General features: G+C 73.0%; 18 protein-coding genes, 4 tRNA genes and 1 other RNA gene. 9 read left to right on the forward strand and 14 right to left on the reverse strand.

Going from position 1 to position 19,916, the window contains the following annotated elements; translation table 11 throughout:
- Positions 1–44: 44 nt before the first annotated feature.
- Together BGK67_RS18740 and BGK67_RS18745 are read right to left on the reverse strand one after the other, a co-directional pair.
- Positions 45–689 (reverse strand): LytR C-terminal domain-containing protein, encoded by a 645-nt coding sequence (locus BGK67_RS18740; protein ID WP_208948816.1) that lies wholly within the window; start codon positions 687–689, stop codon positions 45–47.
- Positions 690–946: 257 nt separating this feature from the next.
- On the reverse strand, positions 947–1,243 hold the full coding sequence (locus tag BGK67_RS18745) for a type II toxin-antitoxin system VapB family antitoxin (protein ID WP_017240525.1): 297 nt from the start codon (positions 1,241–1,243) through the stop codon (positions 947–949).
- Between the two features lie 88 nt (positions 1,244–1,331).
- On the opposite strand from BGK67_RS18745, the gene BGK67_RS18750 reads away from it, so the two are divergent.
- Entirely contained in the window at positions 1,332–2,942 is a 1,611-nt protein-coding gene (locus BGK67_RS18750) for a helicase HerA-like domain-containing protein (protein WP_069921172.1), read from the forward strand.
- Positions 2,943–3,040: 98 nt separating this feature from the next.
- Positions 3,041–3,973 (forward strand): glucose-6-phosphate dehydrogenase assembly protein OpcA, encoded by a 933-nt coding sequence (gene opcA / locus BGK67_RS18755; protein WP_069921173.1) that lies wholly within the window; start codon positions 3,041–3,043, stop codon positions 3,971–3,973.
- On the opposite strand, the gene BGK67_RS18760 is transcribed toward opcA, so the two are convergent.
- Together BGK67_RS18760 and BGK67_RS18765 are read right to left on the reverse strand one after the other, a co-directional pair.
- Complete coding sequence (locus tag BGK67_RS18760; protein WP_069921174.1) at positions 3,922–4,395, reverse strand: cupin domain-containing protein; 474 nt, start codon at positions 4,393–4,395, stop codon at positions 3,922–3,924. The genes opcA and BGK67_RS18760 overlap by 52 nt on opposite strands.
- Positions 4,396–4,491: 96 nt before the next feature.
- Positions 4,492–5,088: an HhH-GPD-type base excision DNA repair protein gene (locus BGK67_RS18765; RefSeq protein ID WP_069921175.1), complete on the reverse strand. Its 597-nt coding sequence runs from the start codon at positions 5,086–5,088 to the stop codon at positions 4,492–4,494.
- A gap of 112 nt (positions 5,089–5,200) precedes the next feature.
- On the opposite strand from BGK67_RS18765, the gene BGK67_RS18770 reads away from it, so the two are divergent.
- On the forward strand, positions 5,201–6,013 hold the full coding sequence (locus BGK67_RS18770) for a VOC family protein (protein WP_069921176.1): 813 nt from the start codon (positions 5,201–5,203) through the stop codon (positions 6,011–6,013).
- 153 nt (positions 6,014–6,166) lie between these two features.
- On the opposite strand, the gene BGK67_RS18775 is transcribed toward BGK67_RS18770, so the two are convergent.
- From BGK67_RS18775 to BGK67_RS18790, 3 genes are all read right to left on the reverse strand, one after another.
- Entirely contained in the window at positions 6,167–6,589 is a 423-nt protein-coding gene (locus BGK67_RS18775; RefSeq protein ID WP_069921177.1) for a PIN domain nuclease, read from the reverse strand.
- Positions 6,586–6,801, reverse strand: coding sequence for a type II toxin-antitoxin system VapB family antitoxin (locus BGK67_RS18780; protein WP_069921178.1), 216 nt, complete (start codon positions 6,799–6,801; stop codon positions 6,586–6,588). The genes BGK67_RS18775 and BGK67_RS18780 overlap by 4 nt, the downstream gene beginning before the upstream one ends.
- A 371-nt stretch (positions 6,802–7,172) precedes the next feature.
- Positions 7,173–7,260, reverse strand: a tRNA-Ser gene (locus BGK67_RS18790).
- Positions 7,261–7,367: 107 nt separating this feature from the next.
- On the opposite strand from BGK67_RS18790, the gene ffs reads away from it, so the two are divergent.
- From ffs to BGK67_RS18820, 6 genes are all read left to right on the forward strand, one after another.
- An RNA gene (gene ffs / locus BGK67_RS18795) (signal recognition particle sRNA small type) lies at positions 7,368–7,466 on the forward strand.
- 53 nt (positions 7,467–7,519) lie between these two features.
- Positions 7,520–9,691 carry a DNA polymerase III subunit gamma and tau gene (locus tag BGK67_RS18800; protein WP_069921180.1) on the forward strand — a complete coding sequence of 724 codons (2,172 nt, stop codon included), beginning with the start codon at positions 7,520–7,522 and terminating at the stop codon, positions 9,689–9,691.
- Between the two features lie 61 nt (positions 9,692–9,752).
- Entirely contained in the window at positions 9,753–11,006 is a 1,254-nt protein-coding gene (purD, locus tag BGK67_RS18805) for a phosphoribosylamine--glycine ligase (protein ID WP_069921181.1), read from the forward strand.
- A 310-nt stretch (positions 11,007–11,316) separates the two neighbouring features.
- Positions 11,317–13,008: a M48 family metalloprotease gene (locus BGK67_RS18810; RefSeq protein WP_069921182.1), complete on the forward strand. Its 1,692-nt coding sequence runs from the start codon at positions 11,317–11,319 to the stop codon at positions 13,006–13,008.
- 192 nt (positions 13,009–13,200) lie between these two features.
- Positions 13,201–14,676, forward strand: a complete 1,476-nt coding sequence (locus tag BGK67_RS18815) for a N,N-dimethylformamidase beta subunit family domain-containing protein (RefSeq protein WP_069921183.1) — start codon at positions 13,201–13,203, stop codon at positions 14,674–14,676.
- A 104-nt stretch (positions 14,677–14,780) separates the two neighbouring features.
- On the forward strand, positions 14,781–15,686 hold the full coding sequence (locus tag BGK67_RS18820) for a phosphoribosylaminoimidazolesuccinocarboxamide synthase (protein WP_069921184.1): 906 nt from the start codon (positions 14,781–14,783) through the stop codon (positions 15,684–15,686).
- A gap of 65 nt (positions 15,687–15,751) precedes the next feature.
- On the opposite strand, the gene BGK67_RS18825 is transcribed toward BGK67_RS18820, so the two are convergent.
- The 7 genes from BGK67_RS18825 to BGK67_RS18855 form a co-directional block, all read right to left on the reverse strand.
- Positions 15,752–15,824: transfer RNA gene (locus BGK67_RS18825), tRNA-Gly, on the reverse strand.
- A 24-nt stretch (positions 15,825–15,848) separates the two neighbouring features.
- Complete coding sequence (locus tag BGK67_RS18830; protein ID WP_069921185.1) at positions 15,849–16,460, reverse strand: response regulator transcription factor; 612 nt, start codon at positions 16,458–16,460, stop codon at positions 15,849–15,851.
- Positions 16,457–17,692 carry a sensor histidine kinase gene (locus tag BGK67_RS18835; protein ID WP_069921186.1) on the reverse strand — a complete coding sequence of 412 codons (1,236 nt, stop codon included), beginning with the start codon at positions 17,690–17,692 and terminating at the stop codon, positions 16,457–16,459. Before BGK67_RS18835 ends, BGK67_RS18830 begins: the two co-directional genes overlap by 4 nt.
- A gap of 21 nt (positions 17,693–17,713) precedes the next feature.
- A complete protein-coding gene (locus tag BGK67_RS18840; RefSeq protein ID WP_069921187.1) occupies positions 17,714–18,493 on the reverse strand; it encodes an ABC transporter permease in 780 nt (259 codons plus the stop codon).
- Complete coding sequence (locus BGK67_RS18845) at positions 18,490–19,455, reverse strand: ABC transporter ATP-binding protein (protein ID WP_069921188.1); 966 nt, start codon at positions 19,453–19,455, stop codon at positions 18,490–18,492. The genes BGK67_RS18840 and BGK67_RS18845 overlap by 4 nt, the downstream gene beginning before the upstream one ends.
- 151 nt (positions 19,456–19,606) lie before the next feature.
- Positions 19,607–19,682: transfer RNA gene (locus BGK67_RS18850), tRNA-Gly, on the reverse strand.
- A 77-nt stretch (positions 19,683–19,759) separates the two neighbouring features.
- Positions 19,760–19,831: transfer RNA gene (locus BGK67_RS18855), tRNA-Gly, on the reverse strand.
- Positions 19,832–19,916: the final 85 nt, after the last annotated feature.

Raw genomic sequence — 19,916 nt, forward strand, 5'->3', positions numbered from 1 at the left:
CGCCGGCCCGGGCGCGTCAGCGCGTCCGGGCCGGCGCCGGGTCATCAGCACTTCGCGGCGGGCGCGGGCGCGGGGTTGGCCAGGAGGGCCAGCGCCTTGTCCGCGTCCTCCTTCGTGCTCAGCTCCTTGAAGGCATCGCCCAGGATCAGGTCGATCTCCGCGGTCTCGCGGGCGTCGGACTGCTGGGTGGTGCCGGCGAGCTGGGTGCCCAGCACGCTGTAGGCGCCCTTGTCGGTGGTGGGGGAGCCCAGCAGCATCCCGGTGCCGGGGACCTTCTTGTCGAAGTCGGCGGGGGCGTTGCCGACGTCGGCGACGTTGAAGCCGCGTTTGCGCAGCTCGTCGCCGACGGCCTTGGCGAGCCCCGCGCGCGGTGTCGCGTTGTAGACGTTGACGGTGATGTCGGCGGGCTTGGGCAGGACGACGGCCGGTTTCGGGGTGGCGGCCGCGGCGGCTCCGGGGCCGCCCCTGGCGGCGTTGTCGGCCGCCTTCGTCGGACAGTCCTTGGCGCCCGCGGCCGTGTTCCGCTTCGGGCTGTCGCCCTGGAACACGTCGATGAGCTGCAAGGCCCCGTAGCCGAGCAGGGCCAGTGCGAGGACCGAGCCGAGCACGGCGAAGACGATCCGACGGGGGCTCCGCTTACGGCTCATGCGCGGGTAAGCGGCTCCCGTGACGCGGTACTTTCCGCCCATGCCGGGGGGAGTGAGCATGCTCATGGGCGCAGCGTAGTGCCGCTCGGTGGCGATGCCTACTAAATGATCTGCTGATAGGTCAATGCTGACCCGAAAGGCGCAATCCACGCGAAGTGCGCCCAAACCCGCAGCCGGGGCCGCGGCCCGTGGGCGCGGGCAGAACGGAGCGGTCGGGCGGGCCCGTGCGGGGCCGCGCCGCGCCGCGCCGGGCGGGTCCCGCCGGCGGAGCTCGGCCGACCCGCAGGCCCCGCCGGGGCTCAGTCCATCTCGAGGACGCGGGCGTGCAGCACCTGGCGCTGCTGCAGGGCCGCGCGCACGGCGCGGTGCAGCCCGTCCTCCAGGTAGAGGTCGCCCCGCCACTTGACGACGTGCGCGAAGAGGTCGCCGTAGAAGGTCGAGTCCTCGGCGAGCAGCGTCTCGAGGTCGAGCTGCCCCTTGGTCGTCACCAGCTGGTCGAGCCGGACCGGGCGCGGCGCGACATCCGCCCACTGCCGGGTGCTTTCCCGGCCGTGGTCGGGATACGGCTTTCCGTTACCGATGCGCTTGAAGATCACACGGAAAGCCTACCGGGCCCGGCCCTGCGAGCGCAGCCTCGCCGCGTCGGTGCAAAAGTGGCGAAAAGCGCCAATTCGGGAGTGATGCATGAGCGAGAGCACCGACCCCGCCGCCGTGGCGGACCAGACGGGCCCGGCCGGGAAGATCGCTGCCGGATACGCCTTCACCGGACCGGCGCTCGACCTGGGGGCCCTGCTCTGGGACGGCGGCTGCCTGCCGGAGCACCAGATCCGCATCCCCCTGCCGATGCTCAACCGGCACGGGCTGGTCGCGGGCGCCACCGGCACCGGCAAGACCAAGACCCTCCAGCTCATCGCCGAGCAGCTGTCGGCCAACGGGGTGCCGGTCTTCCTCGCGGACATCAAGGGCGACGTCTCGGGGATCTCGGCGCCGGGCGCGGCGAACGAGAAGGTCGCGGCCCGGGCGAAGGACGTGGCCCAGCGGTGGGAGGCCACCGGGTACCCCTGCGAGTTCTACTCGCTCGGCGGCATCGGCCCCGGGATCCCGCTCCGGTCGACCGTCACCAGCTTCGGCCCGGTCCTGATGTCGAAGGTGCTCCGGCTCAACCAGACGCAGGAGCAGTCCCTCGGCCTGATCTTCCACTATGCCGACACCAAGGGCCTGGAGCTGATCGACCTCAAGGACCTGCGCGCGGTCGTCGCCTTCCTCGTCTCCGACCAGGGGAAACCGGAGCTCAAGGGCATCGGCGGGCTGTCCGCGGTCACGGCCGGGGTGATCCTGCGGGCCCTGACGGCCTTCGAGCAGCAGGGGGCCGCGGAGTTCTTCGGCGAGCCGGAGTTCGACACCGGCGAGTTCCTGCGCACGGCCGCCGACGGCCGCGGCATGGTCTCCGTACTGGAACTCCCCGCGGTGCAGGACAAGCCGCAGCTCTTCTCCACCTTCCTGATGTGGCTGCTCGCCGACCTCTTCCACGACCTGCCGGAGGTCGGCGACCTGGAGCGGCCCAAGCTCGTCTTCTTCTTCGACGAGGCGCACCTGCTCTTCAACGGTGCCTCGAAGGCCTTCCTCGACTCCATCACCCAGACGGTGCGCCTCATCCGCTCCAAGGGCGTGGGCGTCTTCTTCGTGACGCAGACCCCCAAGGACGTGCCGGGGGACGTGCTCGCCCAGCTCGGCAACCGCGTGCAGCACGCGTTGCGCGCCTTCACCCCGGACGACGCGAAGGCGCTGAAGGCGACGGTGAAGACCTTCCCGCACTCCGACTACGACCTGGAGGAACTGCTCACCCGGCTGGGGACCGGCGAGGCGGTGATCACCGTGCTCAGCGAGAACGGCGCCCCCACCCCGGTCGCGGCGACCCGCCTGCGGGCCCCGCAGTCGCTGATGGGGCCGGTCGACCCGGCGGCGCTGGACCAGGCGGTGAAGGCCTCGCCGCTGTGGTCGCGCTACGCCGAGCCGGTGGACCGCGAGTCGGCGTACGAGAAGATCAGCGCCGAGCAGGCCGCCGCGGAGGCGCAGGCGGAGGCGGCAGCGGCGGCCGCCGAGGCGGAGAAGCAGGCCGAGGAGGCCGAGAAGGAGGCGGCGCGGGCCGCGCGCCGCGCTCCGAAGCCGGATCCCTCGCTGGCCGAGCAGGTGGTGGGGAGCGGGCTGTTCCGCTCGCTGGCCCGGTCCATCGGGACGCAGGTGGGCCGCGAGATCTCGCGCTCGATCTTCGGCACGGCCCGCAGGCGGCGCTGAGGCGAGGCCCCGGCCGCCCTCGCCGCCCTCCCCCTGTTCCAGGCGGAATCGAGCGCACCGGGTGACGGGAACCGGTCCGTCGCTGACAGACTCGTGGCATGCGGACCGAACTGACCGACACCACGTCCAGCAAGATCAACCGGGCGCTGCTCGCAGCCCGCCGGGCGATAGGCAGCCCCACCACGGGGCTGGTCCTGACCCTCGTCGTCGTCACCGACGAGGAGAACGCCTACGACGCCCTGCGCGCCGCTTCCGAGGCCTCGCGCGAGCACCCGTGCCGCGTCATCACGGTGATCAAGCGCGTCTCGCGGGGCTCGCACAAGCTCCGTGCGACGCGGCTCGACGCCGAGCTGCGGGTCGGCTCGGACGCCGGGACCGGGGAGACCCTGGTGCTGCGCCTGCACGGGGACCTGACCGAGCAGGCCGGCTCGGTCGTCCTGCCGCTGCTGGTGCCGGACGCGCCGGTCGTGGCGTGGTGGCCGGCCGACGCCCCCGCCGACGTGGCGCGGGACTCCCTGGGCGCGCTCGCACAGCGCCGGATCACGGACGCGGCCACGGCCTTCGACCCGGTCGGCGTACTGGACGAGCGGGCCGCCTCCTACCGGCCCGGCGACACCGACCTGGCCTGGACCCGGCTGACGCCGTGGCGGGCCCTGCTGGCGGCCGCCCTGGACCAGAAGCCGCTGCCGGTCACCGGCGCGGCGGTGGAGAGCGAGCCCGACAACGCGAGCGCCGAGCTGCTGGCGCGCTGGCTGGAGGACCGGCTCGGGGTGCCCGTCGACCGGATCGCGAGCGAGGGCCCGGTGATCACCCGGGTCAGCCTGCGCACCACGGGCGGCGAGATCCGGGTGGACCGGCCCGCGGGCGCCCTGGCCACGCTGGTCCTGCCGGGGAGCCCCGACCGCGGCGTGGCCCTGAAGATCCGCAGCGGCGCCGAACTGATCGCGGAGGAACTGCGCCGCCTCGACGCGGACGTGACCTACGGCTCCGCGCTGCGGCGGCGGCCGCTCCAGGCGGCGCTCTCCGCGTAGTGGTTGTCGTACGTGGCGGAGCTGTCCTTGATGTCCTGCACGGTGGCCTCGCCCGCGTTGACCCGGCCCAGGAGGCGGTAGTAGTCGAACCGGCCCATGCCGGGTGTGAAGCCGACGAACACGCTCGCCGTGTGCCCGGCGGCGGGGGCGAAGGCGTGCTTGACGCCGGGCGGGACCGCGATGAAGTCGCCGGCGTCGAGGGTGTGGACCTCGTCGCCGACCAGGATGTCGAGCCGGCCGGCGGTGACGTGGAAGAACTCGGTGGCCTTGGTGTGGAAGTGCACCGGAGCACCGGCCGCGCCCTCGTCGAAGGTGGCTGTGTTGCAGGTGAGCTCGGCGGTGTCCGTGAGCAGCGTGATGAGGCTGCCGGGGGCGTCGTAAATGGCTTCGGCGGTGGCGGCGCGGGTCGCGATCTCTGTCATGTCCTCTAATCTACGGTCCGGATAGACCGGCTACAGGGGTCAATCGAGCCCCTCTCCAGCCGGTCAATTCCCGCCGCCCGCCGAAGGCCGCGTTCGTCATCCCGACGCCTTCGCCGCTTTGGCCGCGGCCTTCATCTCCTGCTTGTGCGCCCGGACCTTGGCCAGGGATTCCGGTCCGGTGATGTCGGCCGCCGAGCGGTAGACGTCCGCGGGCCCGTAGCCTCCCGCCGCCTCCCGCCAGCCCCGGGGGCGCACGCCGAGCCGCTTGCCGAGCAGGGCGAGGAAGATCTGGGCCTTCTGTTCGCCGAAGCCGGGCAGCGCCTTGAGGCGCGCCAGCAGTTCCTCCCCGGTGCCGACCCCGGCCCAGACGGCCTCGGCGTCCCCGCCGTAGTGCTCCACCAGGTACGCGCACAGCTGCTGGATCCGCTTCGCCATCGACCCGGGATAGCGGTGCACGGCGGGCTTGTCCGAGAGCAGGGCGGCGAAGGCCTCCGGGTCGTACGCGGCGATGGCGTGCGCGTCCAGGTCGTCGGAGCCGAGCCGCCGGGCGATCGTCCAGGGCCCCGAGAAGGCCCATTCCATCGGCACCTGCTGGTCCAGCAGCATCCCGACGAGGGCGGCGAGGGGGCTGCGGGAGAGCAGCGCGTCGGCCTCCGGCTGCTGCGCCAGCCGGATGGTGATGTCCTTGTCCATGGCTCCAGCCTCCCGCGCGGGCGCGCTCCCCGCGCGGTCGGCACACCGCCCGCCTAGCGTGGGAACGACGACAGCTACGCGTACGAGTACGAGTCCGAGGAGTCGATCGACCATGGGTGAGTTCACCGAAGGCGCGCCGTGCTGGGTGGACGCGATGTTCGCCGACGTGGAGGCCGCCAAGACCTTCTACGGGGATGTGCTGGGCTGGACCTTCGGCGAGGCCAGCACCGAGTACGGCAACTACACGCAGGCGTACTCCGGCGGGAAGGCCGTCGCCGCCGTGGTGCCCCCGATGCCCGGCGCGGACGCCCCGTCGCAGTGGTGCCTGTACCTCCACTCGTCGGACGTGGGGGCCACGGCGGAGAAGGTCGCCTCGAACGGCGGCGAGGTGCTGATGGGCCCGATGCAGGTGGCCAGTTTCGGCTCGATGCTGATCGCGAAGGAGCCCAGCGGCGCGGTCTTCGGCGTCTGGCAGCCGGGTGAGCACAAGGGCTTCGAGAAGATGGGCGAGGCCGGCGCGTACGCCTGGGCGGAGGTCTTCACCCGGGAGCCCGACAAGCCGGACGCCTTCCTGCCGAGCGTCTTCCCGTACACCACCCAGCGGATGGACCCGGGCGACGACCCGGACCCGGCCGACATGGACTTCTCGGTCTACTGCGTCGGCGGCCCCGAGAACCCGGTGCTGGGCCGGATGAGGATGGGCGAGGAGTTCCCGCCGCAGGTCCCCTCCTACATCCAGGTGTACTTCGGCGTCCCGAACTGCGACGAGGCGGTCGAGAAGGTGAAGAAACACGGCGGGCAGCTGCACTTCGGCCCGATGGACAGCCCGTTCGGCCGCTTCGCGGCAGTGGCGGACCAGCAGGGCGCGGCCTTCGCCGTGATCGACCTGTCGACGACGGTCGGCGAGATGCCGACGTTCGGCTGAGCCGCCCGCGCGCACGGAACGTCCCCAAATGTTCGTCGGAGGGTTCGGCGACGGTCGCGGGCGTCCCGACCTGTGGCGAAGGTAGCGGCTACAGACCCGCCGAACGGTGCTGTACACCCGCGAATGGGACCGGAACCGAGACCAAGCATGGGCCTACTTGCCGGCCTCCGGGCCGTACCACTGCATGGCTTGGCCGGTGACAGCAGCGATGCACTCGAAATCGTGGTCGCGGTGCAGGAGAGTCAGCCCCTGCAGTTCCGCGGTGGCGGCGACGACGAGGTCCACCGCGCCCGCGCCGCGGTGCTGCCCGCGCTGGGTCAGTAGCTCCTGGACCTGCCAGGCGCGGTCGTACGCCCGGTCGTCGACGGGCACCCAGCCGAACAGCAACCGCATGTCATCGATGCCGCGCGCGCGGTCTGCGGCGGATCGGGCACTGTAGAAGAACTCCAGCTCGGTGATCGGGCAGGTTGCGATGAGACCAGCCGCGGCCGCCTGATCCCAGCCGTACTGTTCGGCGTCGCCGTGCAGGAACCGCGCGAGTGCGCTGGTGTCGATCAGGAACTGTGCCGCGCTCACCTTCGGTAGTTCCTCTTGTCCTCGAAGAGGCCCAGATCGAACGCGCCCTCGTCGGCGGTGGCCCGCAGCCGAGTGAGCGCGAGCGCGCGCCGGCGGTTGTCCAACACCTCACGCAAGGCGGTGTTGACCGTCTCCTTCTTGGTGCTCGTCCCGAGCGCCTGAGCCACGTCGGCCAGCAGCTCGTCGTCAAGGTCGATCACTGTGCGACTCATCCGGACACCTCCTGTGATATCAGCTGACCCATAGAGTATATCCGGCGTGATATCTGTGTGACGGGCTTCCGAAGATCACAAAATGCGGCAGGCAAGCTGCTGACTTCGATCTTTGGTGTGGCGACCATGGTGATGAACAGGGCGAGGAGGTGCCAGGTGCGGTGGATCGCCATCGCGGCAGGGGTCCTCGTGGCCGCAGGGCTGGCGAGGTGCCTGCTGGTGCAAGTCCGGAAGTTCCTTGCGGAGCTCGCCGAGGTGCTTCGGGTCTGGGGCGAGGTCCGGCAATCGCTGAGGCGGGGGCGCGATGGCGAGGAACGCAGAAGGCCCCGGCCGGTTTCCCGGTCGGGGCCTTCAAGTGCCCGGTGAGGCACTGGCGGAGGATACGAGATTCGAACTCGTGAGGGGTTGCCCCCAACACGCTTTCCAAGCGTGCGCCCTAGGCCACTAGGCGAATCCTCCGCCGCAAACAATACAAGACGTTGAGGGGTGCTCGCGAACGTGATCGTCTCCGGGGAACCCGGCCGGGGCCCGGCTCGATTCCGGGGGCTTCCATCCGCTAGGGTGGGGCCAGCCCCTCACGTGGCGCTATCTCACCCAACTCCCCCAGGGCCGGAAGGCAGCAAGGGTAAGTGGGCTCTGGCGGGTGCGTGGGGGGCGCTTTGCGTTCCGGGGGCCTTGTGGGCCGCCGTTGTCGGCGGGCCCGGATAACCTCGTAGACGTGTCGTCCCTTGCGCTGTACCGCCGCTATCGCCCCGAGTCGTTCGCCGAGGTCATCGGGCAGGAGCATGTCACTGTCCCCCTGATGCAGGCCCTGCGGAACAACCGGGTCAACCACGCGTACCTGTTCAGCGGGCCGCGCGGCTGTGGAAAGACGACCAGCGCGCGCATCCTGGCCCGTTGCCTGAACTGTGAGCAGGGTCCCACCCCCACCCCGTGCGGGGAGTGCCAGTCGTGCCGTGACCTGGCCAGGAACGGGCCGGGCTCCATCGACGTCATCGAGATCGACGCCGCCTCGCACGGTGGCGTGGACGATGCCCGCGACCTGCGCGAGAAGGCCTTCTTCGGGCCCGCGTCGAGCCGGTACAAGATCTACATCATCGACGAGGCCCACATGGTCACCTCGGCGGGCTTCAACGCCCTGCTCAAGGTGGTCGAGGAGCCGCCGGAGCACCTCAAGTTCATCTTCGCCACCACCGAGCCGGAGAAGGTCATCGGGACCATCCGGTCCCGGACGCACCACTACCCCTTCCGCCTCGTGCCGCCCGGCACCCTGCGCGACTACCTCGGCGAGGTCTGCGGCCGCGAGGGCGCCAAGGTCGAGGACGGCGTGCTGCCGCTCGTCGTGCGGGCCGGAGCGGGATCCGTGCGTGACTCGATGTCGGTCATGGACCAGCTGCTCGCCGGCGCCGCCGACGACGGTGTGACATACGCCATGGCCACCTCGCTGCTCGGCTACACGGACGGCTCGCTCCTCGACTCCGTCGTGGACGCCTTCGCCGCCGGGGACGGCGCCGCCGCCTTCGAGATCGTGGACCGGGTGGTGGAAGGCGGGAACGACCCCCGGCGCTTCGTCGCCGACCTGCTGGAGCGGCTGCGCGACCTGGTCATCCTGGCCGCCGTGCCCGACGCCGGGGAGAAGGGGCTGATCGACGCTCCCGCCGATGTCGTGGAGCGGATGCAGGCCCAGGCGTCCGTGTTCGGGGCCGCCGAGCTGTCGCGCGCCGCCGATCTGGTCAACACCGGCCTCACCGAGATGCGCGGCGCGACCTCGCCGCGGCTCCAGCTGGAGCTGATCTGCGCCCGCGTGCTGCTGCCCGCCGCCTTCGACGACGAGAGGTCCTTCCAGGCCCGGCTCGACCGGCTGGAGCGCAGCGGGGCGGCCGCCGCCTTCGCCCCCGCGCCCGCCGTGCCCGCCATGGGCTACGTGCCCGGGCCGGAGGCGCATCCCATGGCTCCCGCGGGTCCGGCCGGCGGCGTCGCGGCGACGCGTGCCGCGGCCGCCGCTCCGGCGCCCGCGCCGGCCGCCGCTCCGGCTCCGGTTCCCGCTCCGGAGCCGGTACGGGCTCCCGCCCAGCCGGAGGCGCCGGTTCAGGCCGCGCCCGCCGCCGCGTCCGCCCCGGCCGCGCCCGCACCCGGGGCGTGGCCCGGAGCAGCGCAGCCCGGCGGCGGGGCCCCCGGTGCCCGCCCCGCGGCCGCCGCCGCCCCGGGTGCCTGGCCCAGCGCGGCCGCCCCCGGCCAGGGGGCCCCGGCTCCCACGCCCGCCGCCCCCGCGCCGGCCGCCCAGACCCCCGCGTCCCCGGCCCCGGCCGCGCCCTCGCCGGGCATGGCGGCCGGCGCCGGGCAGGTCCAGGCGATGTGGCCCGGCGTGCTGGAGGCCGTCAAGAACCGCCGCCGCTTCACCTGGATCCTGCTCAGCCAGAACGCCCAGGTCACCGGCTTCGACGGCACCACCCTCCAGCTCGGGTTCCCCAACGCCGGAGCCCGCGACAACTTCGCGAGCAGCGGCAGCGAGGACGTGCTCAAGGCCGTCCTGGCCGAGCAGTTCCAGGTCAACTGGAAGATCGAGGCCGTGGTGGCCGGCGGAGCTCCGGCCCCGCTCCCGTCCTCGCCCTCGTACGGCGCCCCGGCGGCCCCCGCCCCGGCCTACAGCCCGCCGTCCCCGCCCCAGGGGCCGTCCGCTCCCGCCCCGCAGTACCAGCAGCCGCAGCAGTCCCAGCAGTCGGCTCCCGCCCCGCAGCCCCCCGTACAGCAGGCGCCCCCGCCGGTCGCCCCCGAGGACGACGTCGCGCAGGAGGACGATCCCGACCTCGTCGAGAGCGCCCTGACCGGACACGACCTGATCGTGCGCGAGCTCGGAGCCACCGTTGTGGAGGAATACACGAATGAGTAGCCCCGCCTGATTGGGGTGGCCGCACGAAGCCGGCTGCGCCGTCCGGGCTAGGCTGAGCAGCGTGAAGGTCCTCGTCATCGGCGGCGGCGCCCGCGAACACGCCCTGTGCCGCTCTCTGTCCCTCGACCCCGACGTCTCCGCGCTGTACTGCGCTCCCGGCAACGCCGGCATCGCCGAGGTGGCCGAGCTCCGCCCGGTCGACGCCCTCGACGGCGCCGCCGTCACCGCTCTGGCCACCGAACTCGGCGCCGGCCTGGTCGTCGTCGGCCCGGAGGCCCCGCTGGTCGCCGGTGTCGCCGACGCCGTGCGCGCCGCCGGCATCCCCGTCTTCGGCCCGTCCGGCGAGGCGGCGAGGCTGGAGGGCTCCAAGGCCTTCGCCAAGGACGTGATGGCCGCGGCCGGGGTCCCGACCGCGCGCAGCTACGTGTGCACCACCCCCGAAGAGGTGGACGAGGCCCTCGACGCCTTCGGCGCCCCGTACGTCGTCAAGGACGACGGCCTCGCCGCCGGCAAGGGCGTCGTGGTCACCGAGGACCTCGCCGCCGCCCGCGCCCACGCGCTGGGCTGCGACCGCGTGGTCATCGAGGAGTACCTCGACGGCCCGGAGGTCTCCCTCTTCGCCATCACCGACGGCGTCACCGTCCTCCCGCTCCAGCCCGCCCAGGACTTCAAGCGGGCGCTGGACGGGGACCAGGGCCCCAACACCGGCGGGATGGGGGCCTACTCCCCGCTGCCGTGGGCCGACCCGAAGCTGGTCGACGAGGTCATGGAGCTGGTCCTCCAGCCGACCGTCGACGAGCTGCGCCGCCGCGGCACCCCCTTCTCCGGACTGCTGTACGCCGGCCTGGCCATCACCGGCCGCGGCACCCGGGTCATCGAGTTCAACGCCCGGTCCGGCGCCCCCGAGACCCAGGTGGTCCTGGCCCGGCTGCGCACCCCGCTCGCGGGCGTGCTGCTGAACGCCGCCCAGGGCACCCTGGACGCCCAGCCCGAGCTCCGCTGGAGCGAGGACGCGGCCGTCACGGTGGTCATCGCCTCGCACAACTACCCCGAGACCCCGCGCACGGGCGACACCATCGAGGGCCTGGACGAGGTGGCCGCCGAGGACGCCCCCGACGCGTACGTGCTGCACGCCGGGACCCGGCGCGAAGGCGACGCGGTGGTCAGCGCGGGGGGCCGCGTGCTCTCGGTGACGGCGACCGGTTCTGATCTGGCGCAGGCCCGCGAGAAGGCGTATAAGGCCGTCGCGCGCATCAGGCTGGACGGCTCGCAGCACCGCACCGACATCGCCGCCAAGGCGGCCGGACACGCCTGAGCTGCGGCAGAGCGACCCCCGCGGGCCCGGTGCGCACGAGGTGCGCCCGGGCCCGCGGGCGCGTCCGTGCGTGTGGGTGGCCGACTGCATCCGGCCGCGTTCGAACGCACCCACCTTTACCCAAAGCCATTCCATCGGGTGATCGTCCCCCGGACTGCCTGACGCCCGGGCCCGCCCCAACTAGGGTGCGGCGCAAGCATTCCGGCACTCATTCCGGCACTTGGCCCACCGGCATTGCGATGTCGGTGGCGGGTGTCACAGTGGGGGAGTGAGCAAAGCCGCCGCAGCGCAGAGGGGGTGAGGTCCGGCCGTGTCCGGAACCGGTTCGATCATGGAAGCGGGCGTGCCGTCCGCGCGTTCCCGCGCCTTGGCCGTGCTGCGCGTGCGCAGCAGGGCGCTGGCCGTCGGGCTGCTGCCCGCCGCCGTCGCGGTGGTGCTGGTGGCCGCCCGGATGACGGGCCGGCTGGCCGGTGACCCCTGGCCCGCGGTGACCCTCGCCGTCTGCGCGGTCGCCGCGCTGGTGCTGCTGGTCGGCGGGATCTTCGGCGCGGTCGTCCTGCGGGCGAGCCCGGCCGTGACGCCGACGGTGCCGCTGTCCGAGGCCGCCGCCCCCGACCTGTACCGGCTGGTCCAAGACCTGACCGACCGTATGAACGTGCCGGCGCCCTCCGCGATAGCCCTCACCCCGGACTGCGACAGCTGGCTGGAGGACCGCACCCACGCGGCGCACCGCCGCGACGGCATATCCGCGGGCCCGGAGTCCCAGCCCGGCGCCGCCCCGGTGCTGGTCATCGGCTCGCCGTTCCTCTGGTGGATGCGGGTCGCCGAGCTGCGCGCCGTCCTCGCCCCGGTCGTCGCCGGCACGGGCCCTTCGGCGCACCCCGACATAGCCGATGCGCGGGGCTTCGTCCGGGGCCTGGACGCCGCCGTGGACGTGGGCGGCAGGCGCGGGCTCGGCTGGATCGCCGCCCCCGCCCGGCTGCTGCTGCGGCTGTGCCGGGTGGACGCCGCGGAGATGGAGCGCGGGGTGGCCGCGGCCGCCTCCGAGCGTGCACAGGGTGTGGACTACGGGCTGCGCATCGTCGCCCAGGAACAGGTCGGCCTCGCCTACGCGGGTTGGGACCGGCTGCTGACCCGTGTCGCGCTGCCCGCCTGGCGGATGGGCCGGTGGCCCGCGCACCTCGACGCCGGGGTGGTCTCCGCGCTGACCGAGCTGTCCCGGCGCGACCGGCTGGCCGACGGGTTCACCTCGCGCCTCGGCGAGCGCCCCGCCTGCGACCTGCTGGAGCAGCCCGGTGCGGTCGACGAGGCGGCTTCGCTGCTGGCCGCGCGGCTCTTCCACGGCGGTCCGGCCGGGACCGGGCCGCAGTGGTCCCCGGTGGAATGGGCGGCCTATCCGGAGGAGGTCGTGGACCGCAAGTGGCGCACGGAGGCGGCCCGCCTGCACACGGCGCTGGACGCGCTGACCGTCCCGGCCGCGCCGCCCGCCCCGTCGGCCTCAGCCTCCGCCTCCGCCTCCGCTGCTTTCGCACCAGCCCCCGCCCCCACCGCGGTGGACGGCTTCGCCGGCCCCACGCTGGAGCGGGTGCTGGGCTATCTCACCGACCCCGCCGGCGCGGGCGCGGCCGGGGAGGCCCTGGCCGGACGGCTCAGCGGCGACCTGGCCCGCGAGGAGCGCGCCGCCGGTGCCGCGCAGCCCTCGGCCGGGAAGGCCCGGGGCGCGGACGCCGTGCCGCTGTTCCCGCTCCAGCCCCCGCGCAGCGGCCGGGACCTGTTGGCCGACCACGTGACGGCCATGGTGTGCTGCGCGGCCGTCGACTACGCCGGGGCCGCACCCGGCCTGGACTGGCTCGACGGCCCGGTCCTGCTGGTCGGCGGCGACCGCCGCTCCGACCTCGCGCCCCGCGTCCTGTGCCTGGTCGAGGACGGTGACCCCGAGCCCCTGCGTGACTGGCTCGCGGACCTGGGCGTCCGCCCCGAGAAGCCCGTCCGTCTCGTCTGACGGCGTCCACGGGGGCGTCACGGACGCCTGGAAGGAAGCCTCCGGACGGGCTACGGATCGCACACACCACCGGATCCGCATGTTCCGATCCCGTCAATTCGCGACGAAGGGTGACGGACTGCGTGCGTTATGTGATGTGCTGGGACCGGCTCGATGCATTGCCCGTTCGGGGGAGCGAGGAGGGGAGCGGTCATGGGTGCGGACCAGATCCGGCGCTGGGAGTCAGGTGCGCTCGCGCACGCGGTGAACGACCCCTTCGGACAGGGCCCCCTGCCCTGGTTCCGCGGCAGTGAGCTCTACTTCGACGACACCGGCCAGGTCGTCCCCTGGTACGTGGACCCGGCCCTCGCCCCCGGCCAGCTCCCGCGCGCCCGCACCGGCGGCCCCCGCACCGCCGACGACGTGCACCGCCAGATCAAGGGCTTCGCCTCCACCGGCGCCGTGGCACCCGGCGAGGCGATCGACTTCCACATCACGGTCGACCCGCCCCAGCAGTTCTCCGTCGACGTCTACCGCATCGGGCACTACGCCGGCGACGGCGCCTCCAAGATCACCACCAGCCCGCGCCTGTCCGGGATCGTCCAGCCGGCCCCCCTCGCCGCCGACCGCACCGTCTCCTGCCACCACTGGTGGCTGTCCTGGCGCCTCCAGGTCCCGTCGTACTGGAGCGTCGGCGCGTACGTGGCCGTCCTCACCACCGTCGACGGCTACCGCTCCCACATCCCCTTCACCGTCCGCGACGACCACCCCGCCGACCTCCTGCTGCTGCTCCCCGACATCACCTGGCAGGCCTACAACCTCTACCCGGAGGACGGCCGTACCGGCGCCAGCCTGTACCACGCCTGGGACGAGGACGGCCGGCTGCTCGGCGCGCAGGACGCGGCCCACACCGTCTCCTTCGACCGCCCCTACGCGGGCGCCGGCCTGCCCCTGCACGTCGGCCACGCCTACGACTTCATCCGCTGGGCCGAGCGCTACGGCTACGACCTCGCCTACGCCGACACCCGCGACCTGCACGCCGGCCGCGTCGACCCCACCCGCTACCGCGGCCTGGTCTTCCCCGGCCACGACGAGTACTGGTCCGCGCCCATGCGCCGCACCGTCGAGCGCGCCCGCGACCACGGCACCTCCCTGGTCTTCCTCTCCGCCAACACCATGTACTGGCAGGTCGAGCTCGGCCCCTCCCCCTCCGGGGTCGAGGACAGGCTGCTGACCTGTCGAAAACGCCGCGGTCCGGGCCGCCCCAGCCTCTGGCGCGAGGTCGACCGCCCGGAGCAGCAGCTGCTCGGCATCCAGTACGCGGGACGCGTCCCGGAACCGGCGCCCCTGATCGTGCGCAACGCCACGCACTGGCTCTGGGACTCCACCGGAGCGGGGGAGAACGACGAACTGCCCTGGCTGGTGGCCGGCGAGGCCGACCGGTACTTCCCGCGCACCCAGCTCCCCGCGCACCAGGAGCGCATCCTGCTCGCGCACTCCCCGTACCTCGACAGCGAGAACCACCGCCGCCACCAGGAGACCTCGCTCTACCGCGCGCCCAGCGGCGCCCTGGTGTTCGCCTCGGGCACCTTCGCCTGGTCCCCGGCGCTCGACCGCCCCGGCCACGTCGACGAGCGCGTACAGCGCGCCACCGCCAACCTCCTCGACCGGATCTGCAAGCGCGACTGACATCCCGCCGAACACGCGGGCCCGCATGGCACCCCGCCTGCCCGGGCAGGTGACGCGGTGCGGGAGAATGGGTTTGCGCTTGTACAGACCCACAGGGAGACCCCGTGTCCGGATTCGTCGAAAAGCCCGAGCCGGTTGAGGTTCCCGGCCTCGTCCACCTCCACACCGGCAAGGTGCGCGACCTCTACCGCGACGAGGACGGCCGCCTCGTCATGGTCGCCAGCGACCGCCTGTCCGCCTTCGACTGGGTGCTGCCCACCGAGATCCCGGACAAGGGCCGCGTCCTCACGCAGCTCTCCCTGTGGTGGTTCGACCAGCTCGCGGACCTCGTCCCGAACCACGTCCTCTCCACCGACCTGCCCGCCGGCGCCCCAGCCGACTGGGCCGGCCGCACGCTGATCTGCCGCAACCTCGACATGGTGCCCGTCGAGTGCGTGGCCCGCGGCTACCTGACCGGCTCCGGCCTCGCCGAGTACCGGCAGACCCGCACGGTCTGCGGACTGGCCCTGCCCGAAGGCCTCGTGGACGGCTCCGAGCTGCCCGCCCCGATCTTCACCCCGGCCGCCAAGGCCGCGGTCGGCGAGCACGACGAGAACGTCTCGTACGAGGAGGTCGCGCGCACCCAGGGCGCCGAGACGGCGGCCCTGCTGCGCCAGACGACCCTTGCCGTGTACGGCCGCGCCCGGGACATCGCCCGCGAGCGCGGGATCATCCTCGCGGACACCAAGTTCGAGTTCGGCTTCGACCCGGAGGACGGCTCGCTGGTCGCCGCCGACGAGGTGCTGACCCCGGACTCCTCCCGCTTCTGGCCGGCCGACCTGTGGGAGCCGGGCCACGCGCAGCCCTCGTTCGACAAGCAGTACGTCCGCGACTGGCTGGCCTCGCCGGCCTCCGGCTGGGACCGCAAGGGCGAACTCCCGCCGCCGGCTCTCCCGCAGGAGGTCGTCGAGCGGACCCGCGCCAAGTACGTCGAGGCCTACGAGCGGCTCACCGGGCTGCCCTGGTCGTAGGACGCGAGGGGCGGCGGACGACGAAGAAGCCCCGGTCCAGAGGACCGGGGCTTCTTCTCCTGCAGAGCGGACAACGCGACTCGAACGCGCGACATCCACCTTGGCAAGGTGGTGCTCTACCAACTGAGCTATGTCCGCAGGTGCGCCGTAGCGCGAGAACCACTATACCCAACCTCGCTCCCGGGCGAGACGCACCGCCGTGTGACGGTTCTCGGCCCCCAGCTTCGTCGCCGCAGAGGACAGGTAGTTCCGCACGGTCCCCTGCGAGAGCCGGGCCCGCTCCGCGATCTCCGCGACCGGCGCCCCGTCCGCCGCGAATTCCAGCACCTCCGCCTCCCGGGCGGTCAGCGGGGAGTCCCCCGCGCTGATCGCGTCGGCCGCCAACTCCGGGTCCACGTACCGCCCTCCGGCATGCACGGTCCGGATCAGCTCGGCCAGCCGCTGCGCCGAGACGGTCTTCGGGGCGAAGGCCCGCACCCCCGCCGCCAGGGCCCGCTTCAAATGCCCGGGTCGGCCGTGACTGGTCACGATCATGGTCTTGCAGTCGGGGAGCTCGGCCCGCAGCGATGTGGCCACGCTCACACCGTCCGCACCCGGCATCTGGAGGTCCAGCACCGCCACGTCCGGCCGGTGCGCCCGAGCCATCGCCAGGGCCTCGGGCCCGGAGGCCGCCTCGGCGACGACCAGCAGGTCGTCCTCCAGGGCCAGCAGCGCGGCCAGCGCCCCGCGGATCAGATGCTCGTCGTCGGCGAGCAGTACGCGTACGGAGCTCACGCCCGCACCTCCAGTCCTTGCACATGGGCACTCGGGATCTCGGCGCACAGCCGGAAGCGGCCGCCCCCCACCAGCCCCGCCTGCAGGGTTCCGTCCAGGACCGCGAGCCGCTCGCGCAGCCCGGCCAGCCCCGAGCCGGGCGGCCCGGCGGGGCATGGGGGCGCCCCGTCGTTCTCGACCACCAGCGTGACGGCCCCGTCCTGCGGAGCGGTGAGCCGTATCAGGCAGTTCTGCGCGTCCCCGTGCCGCAGGACGTTCGTGGTCGCCTCGCGCACCACCCATCCGAGTGCCGACTGCACCTCGGCGGGCAGCGTCCGTCCGGCCCGGAAGTCGACCCGGCAGTCCATTCCGGCCGCGCTCAGCACCCCGCGTGCACCGTCCAGCTCCACCGACAGGTCCGCCTCCCGGTAGCCGCGCACCACGTCGCGCACCTCCCGCTGGGACTCCTGGGCGATCCGCTGGACCTCGATCATCTGGTCCACCGCCTCCGGGCGGTCGCGCCGCGCCAGCTGGACCGCCAACTCGCTCTTGAGCGCGATCACCGCCAGATTTCGGCCCATCACGTCGTGCAGGTCCCGGCCGAAGCGCAGCCGCTCCTCGGCGACCGCCAGCCGCGACTGGGCCTCGCGAGAACGGTCCAGCTCCCAGACGGTCTTGAGCAGCCAGTTGGTGAAACCGCAGGCCAGCGAGAAGAAGACGGTGGAGATTAGCATGCCGACCACGTACCCGAGGGCTTCCGCGCCGGACAGCCCGAGCGCGAGCACCACCAGCCCGGTGCCGCCCGAGTAGGCCGGCCCGACGTACCGCATCTGCCGCACCGAGGGCAGGCACATGACCAGGGCCCCGCTCCCGAAGCCGGCCATTCCCGCGATCAGCTGCGGGGCCACCGCCGGGTCGGAGAGCACCCCGTACCGGCGCAGGACGAGCACCGCCACCACGGAGGCGGCCGTGAGCGTCCCGACGGTGAAGGCGAGCCGGACCGGGCGCTCGCGCCGGCCGACCACCCAGTCCATCGCCCGCGAGTACACGAACCCGCAGAGCACCGCGTGCACGCACACCAGCAGGAAGAGGGCGAGGGCCACCGCGGGCTGCTCGGGGGCCTCGACGGCCACCGGAAGCAGCCCGAACGACACGATCTCCAGGAGGACGAAGAGATGGCACGACCAGCGGGTGTACAGCTCCACCTTCTCCGCACTGCTGCGGTTCTTCCACCACCCCGTCAGCTTCGACACGGTTCCCGTCCCCCGACTCCTCTAGCGGCGCGGTTCCCAGCGGAACCACCTCTGCACAGCAAACACGGTGATCACGAGCCAGGCCAGCGTGGAGAGCGCGGCCCCGAGCAGGTCGTAGGCCTCGGCGCCGCCGCTCCAGCCGGCCCGCACCATGGCCATCACCCCGCTGAGCGGCAGCAGTTCGCACACCGAGGCCAGGGTGTCCGGCAGCCGCTCCAGCGGGAGGAAGAGCCCCGAGCCGAGCGCGGTCAGCAGAAACAGCGGCAGCGTGGTCAGGCCCGCGCTCTCCACGGTGCGGGTGACGGCGCTGGTCAGCGCGGACATCCCGGCGAGCAGGACGATGCCGGCGAACACCGCCGCCACGAGCAGCAGCGGGTTTCGCGGCATCGCCGCGTCCAGGGCGGCCGCCCCGGCGACCGCGAGGAGGGTGGTCTGGCCGGCCGCGAGGACGGCGGAGGGCAGCGCGGTCCCGGCCAGGATCTCCAGGTCGTTGGCCTCGCCGGTGCGCAGCCGCTTCAGTACGAGCTCCTCGCGCCGGGCCACGAAAGCGGACACCAGGTTCATGTACACGACGAGCAGCAGCACCATGCCGATCCCGCCGGTCAGCGTGGCTTCGCCGACGGCTGCCGCGCCCTGGGACCCGCCCAGCGTGGAGCGCAGGACGAGGACCATCAGCAGCGGCATCAGCAGGGCCACGCTCAGCGCCGCCCGGTTGCGGACGAGCAGGGTGAGCTCGCTGCGGCCGAGCGCGGTGAGCCGGCCGGGGTCCAGGGGCAGGCCGGAGGTCAGGTTCGGGGTCATCGGGCGGCTCCTGCCAGTGCGTCGGCCGGACCGGCCGGCTCGGTGATGTCCGCGGTGTCGCCGCGGCGGCCCTGGGCGATGTCCAGGAAGGCCTCCTCCAGGGAGCCGGACCGGGCGTCGAGCCGCTCCAGCGCCACCCCGGCGTCATGGGCCCAGCGCAGCAGTTCCGTCAGGGACTCCTGGAGCCGCCCGGTACGGATCTCCACGTGCTGCCCGTAGGCCGCCGCGCGCAGCGACAGCGGGAGACGGGCCGCGGGCACCCCGTCCGGCAGCGTGAAGCGGATCCGGGCGGGCCGGCCGGCGGTCACCTCGGCCGGGCTGCCGGACAGGACGAGTTCGCCCTCGTGCAGGATCGCCAGCCGGTCGGCGAGCTCCTCGGCCTCCTCCAGGTAGTGCGTGGTGAGCACCACCGTGGTCCCCTGGTCCCGCAGGTCCCGTACCAACGCCCAGGTGTCGCGGCGCCCTTCGGGGTCCATGCCGGTGGTGGGCTCGTCCAGGAACAGCACCTCGGGCCGTCCCAGCAGGGCCAGCGCCAGGTCGAGGCGCCGCCGCTCACCGCCGGACAGCTGCTTGACCCGTACAGCGGCCCGGGCGGCCAGGCCCACCAGGTCCAGCACCTCCGCCGCGGGTCGGGCGCCGGTGGTGACCCCGCTCCACATCCGCAGGGTCTCGGCGACCGAGAGGTCCGAGGGGAATCCGCCCTCCTGGAGCATGACCCCGGTGCGCGGGCGGACCTCGGCCCGCCGGGCGTGCGGGTCGAGCCCGAAGACGCGGACCCGCCCGCCGCTCGGCGCCGCCAGTCCCTCCAGCACCTCGACGGTGGAGGTCTTGCCGGCGCCGTTCGTGCCGAGCAGGGCGAAGACCTCGCCCCGGGCCACGGAGAAGGAGACGCCCCGTACGGCTTCGAAACCGCCGGCGTAGCCCCGGCGCAGCCCCTCGACGTCGATCACGGTGTCAGTCATGACTCCAGCCTCGCGGCGCCCGGAAGGCCGGGGCAGTGCGCGCTGTCATGATCCGCCGTGACATTTGTCAGGGCGCGGCAGGGAACGCCGACGGGAATCAGGCGGGGAACACGAAGAAGGCCCCGGTCGTAATGACCGGGGCCTTATCCACTGGAGCGGACGACGCGACTCGAACGCGCGACATCCACCTTGGCAAGGTGGTGCTCTACCAACTGAGCTACGTCCGCAGGTTTACTGCGTGCACCGCGAGCGGTGCGTGCATCACTCTACCCGATCCACCGTGGTGGTCGGACAGCCGATGCGGAGCGGGTGACAGGGATCGCACACTGCGCCTTCCTCCTGGAAGGAGGATGTTCTACTACTGAACTACACCCGCACGACTTCGGGGCTCTGACCTGCGGCCTGGCCCCTCGGCGTGATCCACACATTAGCCGACGGAGGGGGGTGGATGGCAAATCGGC

The sequence above is a fragment of the Streptomyces subrutilus genome (assembly GCF_001746425.1).
GTDB lineage: Bacteria > Actinomycetota > Actinomycetes > Streptomycetales > Streptomycetaceae > Streptomyces > Streptomyces subrutilus_A.

Coding starts and splice junctions, on each gene's coding strand:
- BGK67_RS18840 (WP_069921187.1), bottom strand. CDS start 18,493: ATGACCCCGAACCTGACCTCCGGCCTGCCCCTGGACCCCGGCCGGCTC.
- BGK67_RS18780 (WP_069921178.1), bottom strand. CDS start 6,801: ATGAGTCGCACAGTGATCGACCTTGACGACGAGCTGCTGGCCGACGTG.
- BGK67_RS18740 (WP_208948816.1), bottom strand. CDS start 689: ATGGGCGGAAAGTACCGCGTCACGGGAGCCGCTTACCCGCGCATGAGC.
- BGK67_RS18765 (WP_069921175.1), bottom strand. CDS start 5,088: ATGGACAAGGACATCACCATCCGGCTGGCGCAGCAGCCGGAGGCCGAC.
- BGK67_RS18760 (WP_069921174.1), bottom strand. CDS start 4,395: ATGACAGAGATCGCGACCCGCGCCGCCACCGCCGAAGCCATTTACGAC.
- opcA (WP_069921173.1), top strand. CDS start 3,041: ATGCGGACCGAACTGACCGACACCACGTCCAGCAAGATCAACCGGGCG.
- BGK67_RS18770 (WP_069921176.1), top strand. CDS start 5,201: ATGGGTGAGTTCACCGAAGGCGCGCCGTGCTGGGTGGACGCGATGTTC.
- BGK67_RS18845 (WP_069921188.1), bottom strand. CDS start 19,455: ATGACTGACACCGTGATCGACGTCGAGGGGCTGCGCCGGGGCTACGCC.
- BGK67_RS18815 (WP_069921183.1), top strand. CDS start 13,201: ATGGGTGCGGACCAGATCCGGCGCTGGGAGTCAGGTGCGCTCGCGCAC.
- BGK67_RS18750 (WP_069921172.1), top strand. CDS start 1,332: ATGAGCGAGAGCACCGACCCCGCCGCCGTGGCGGACCAGACGGGCCCG.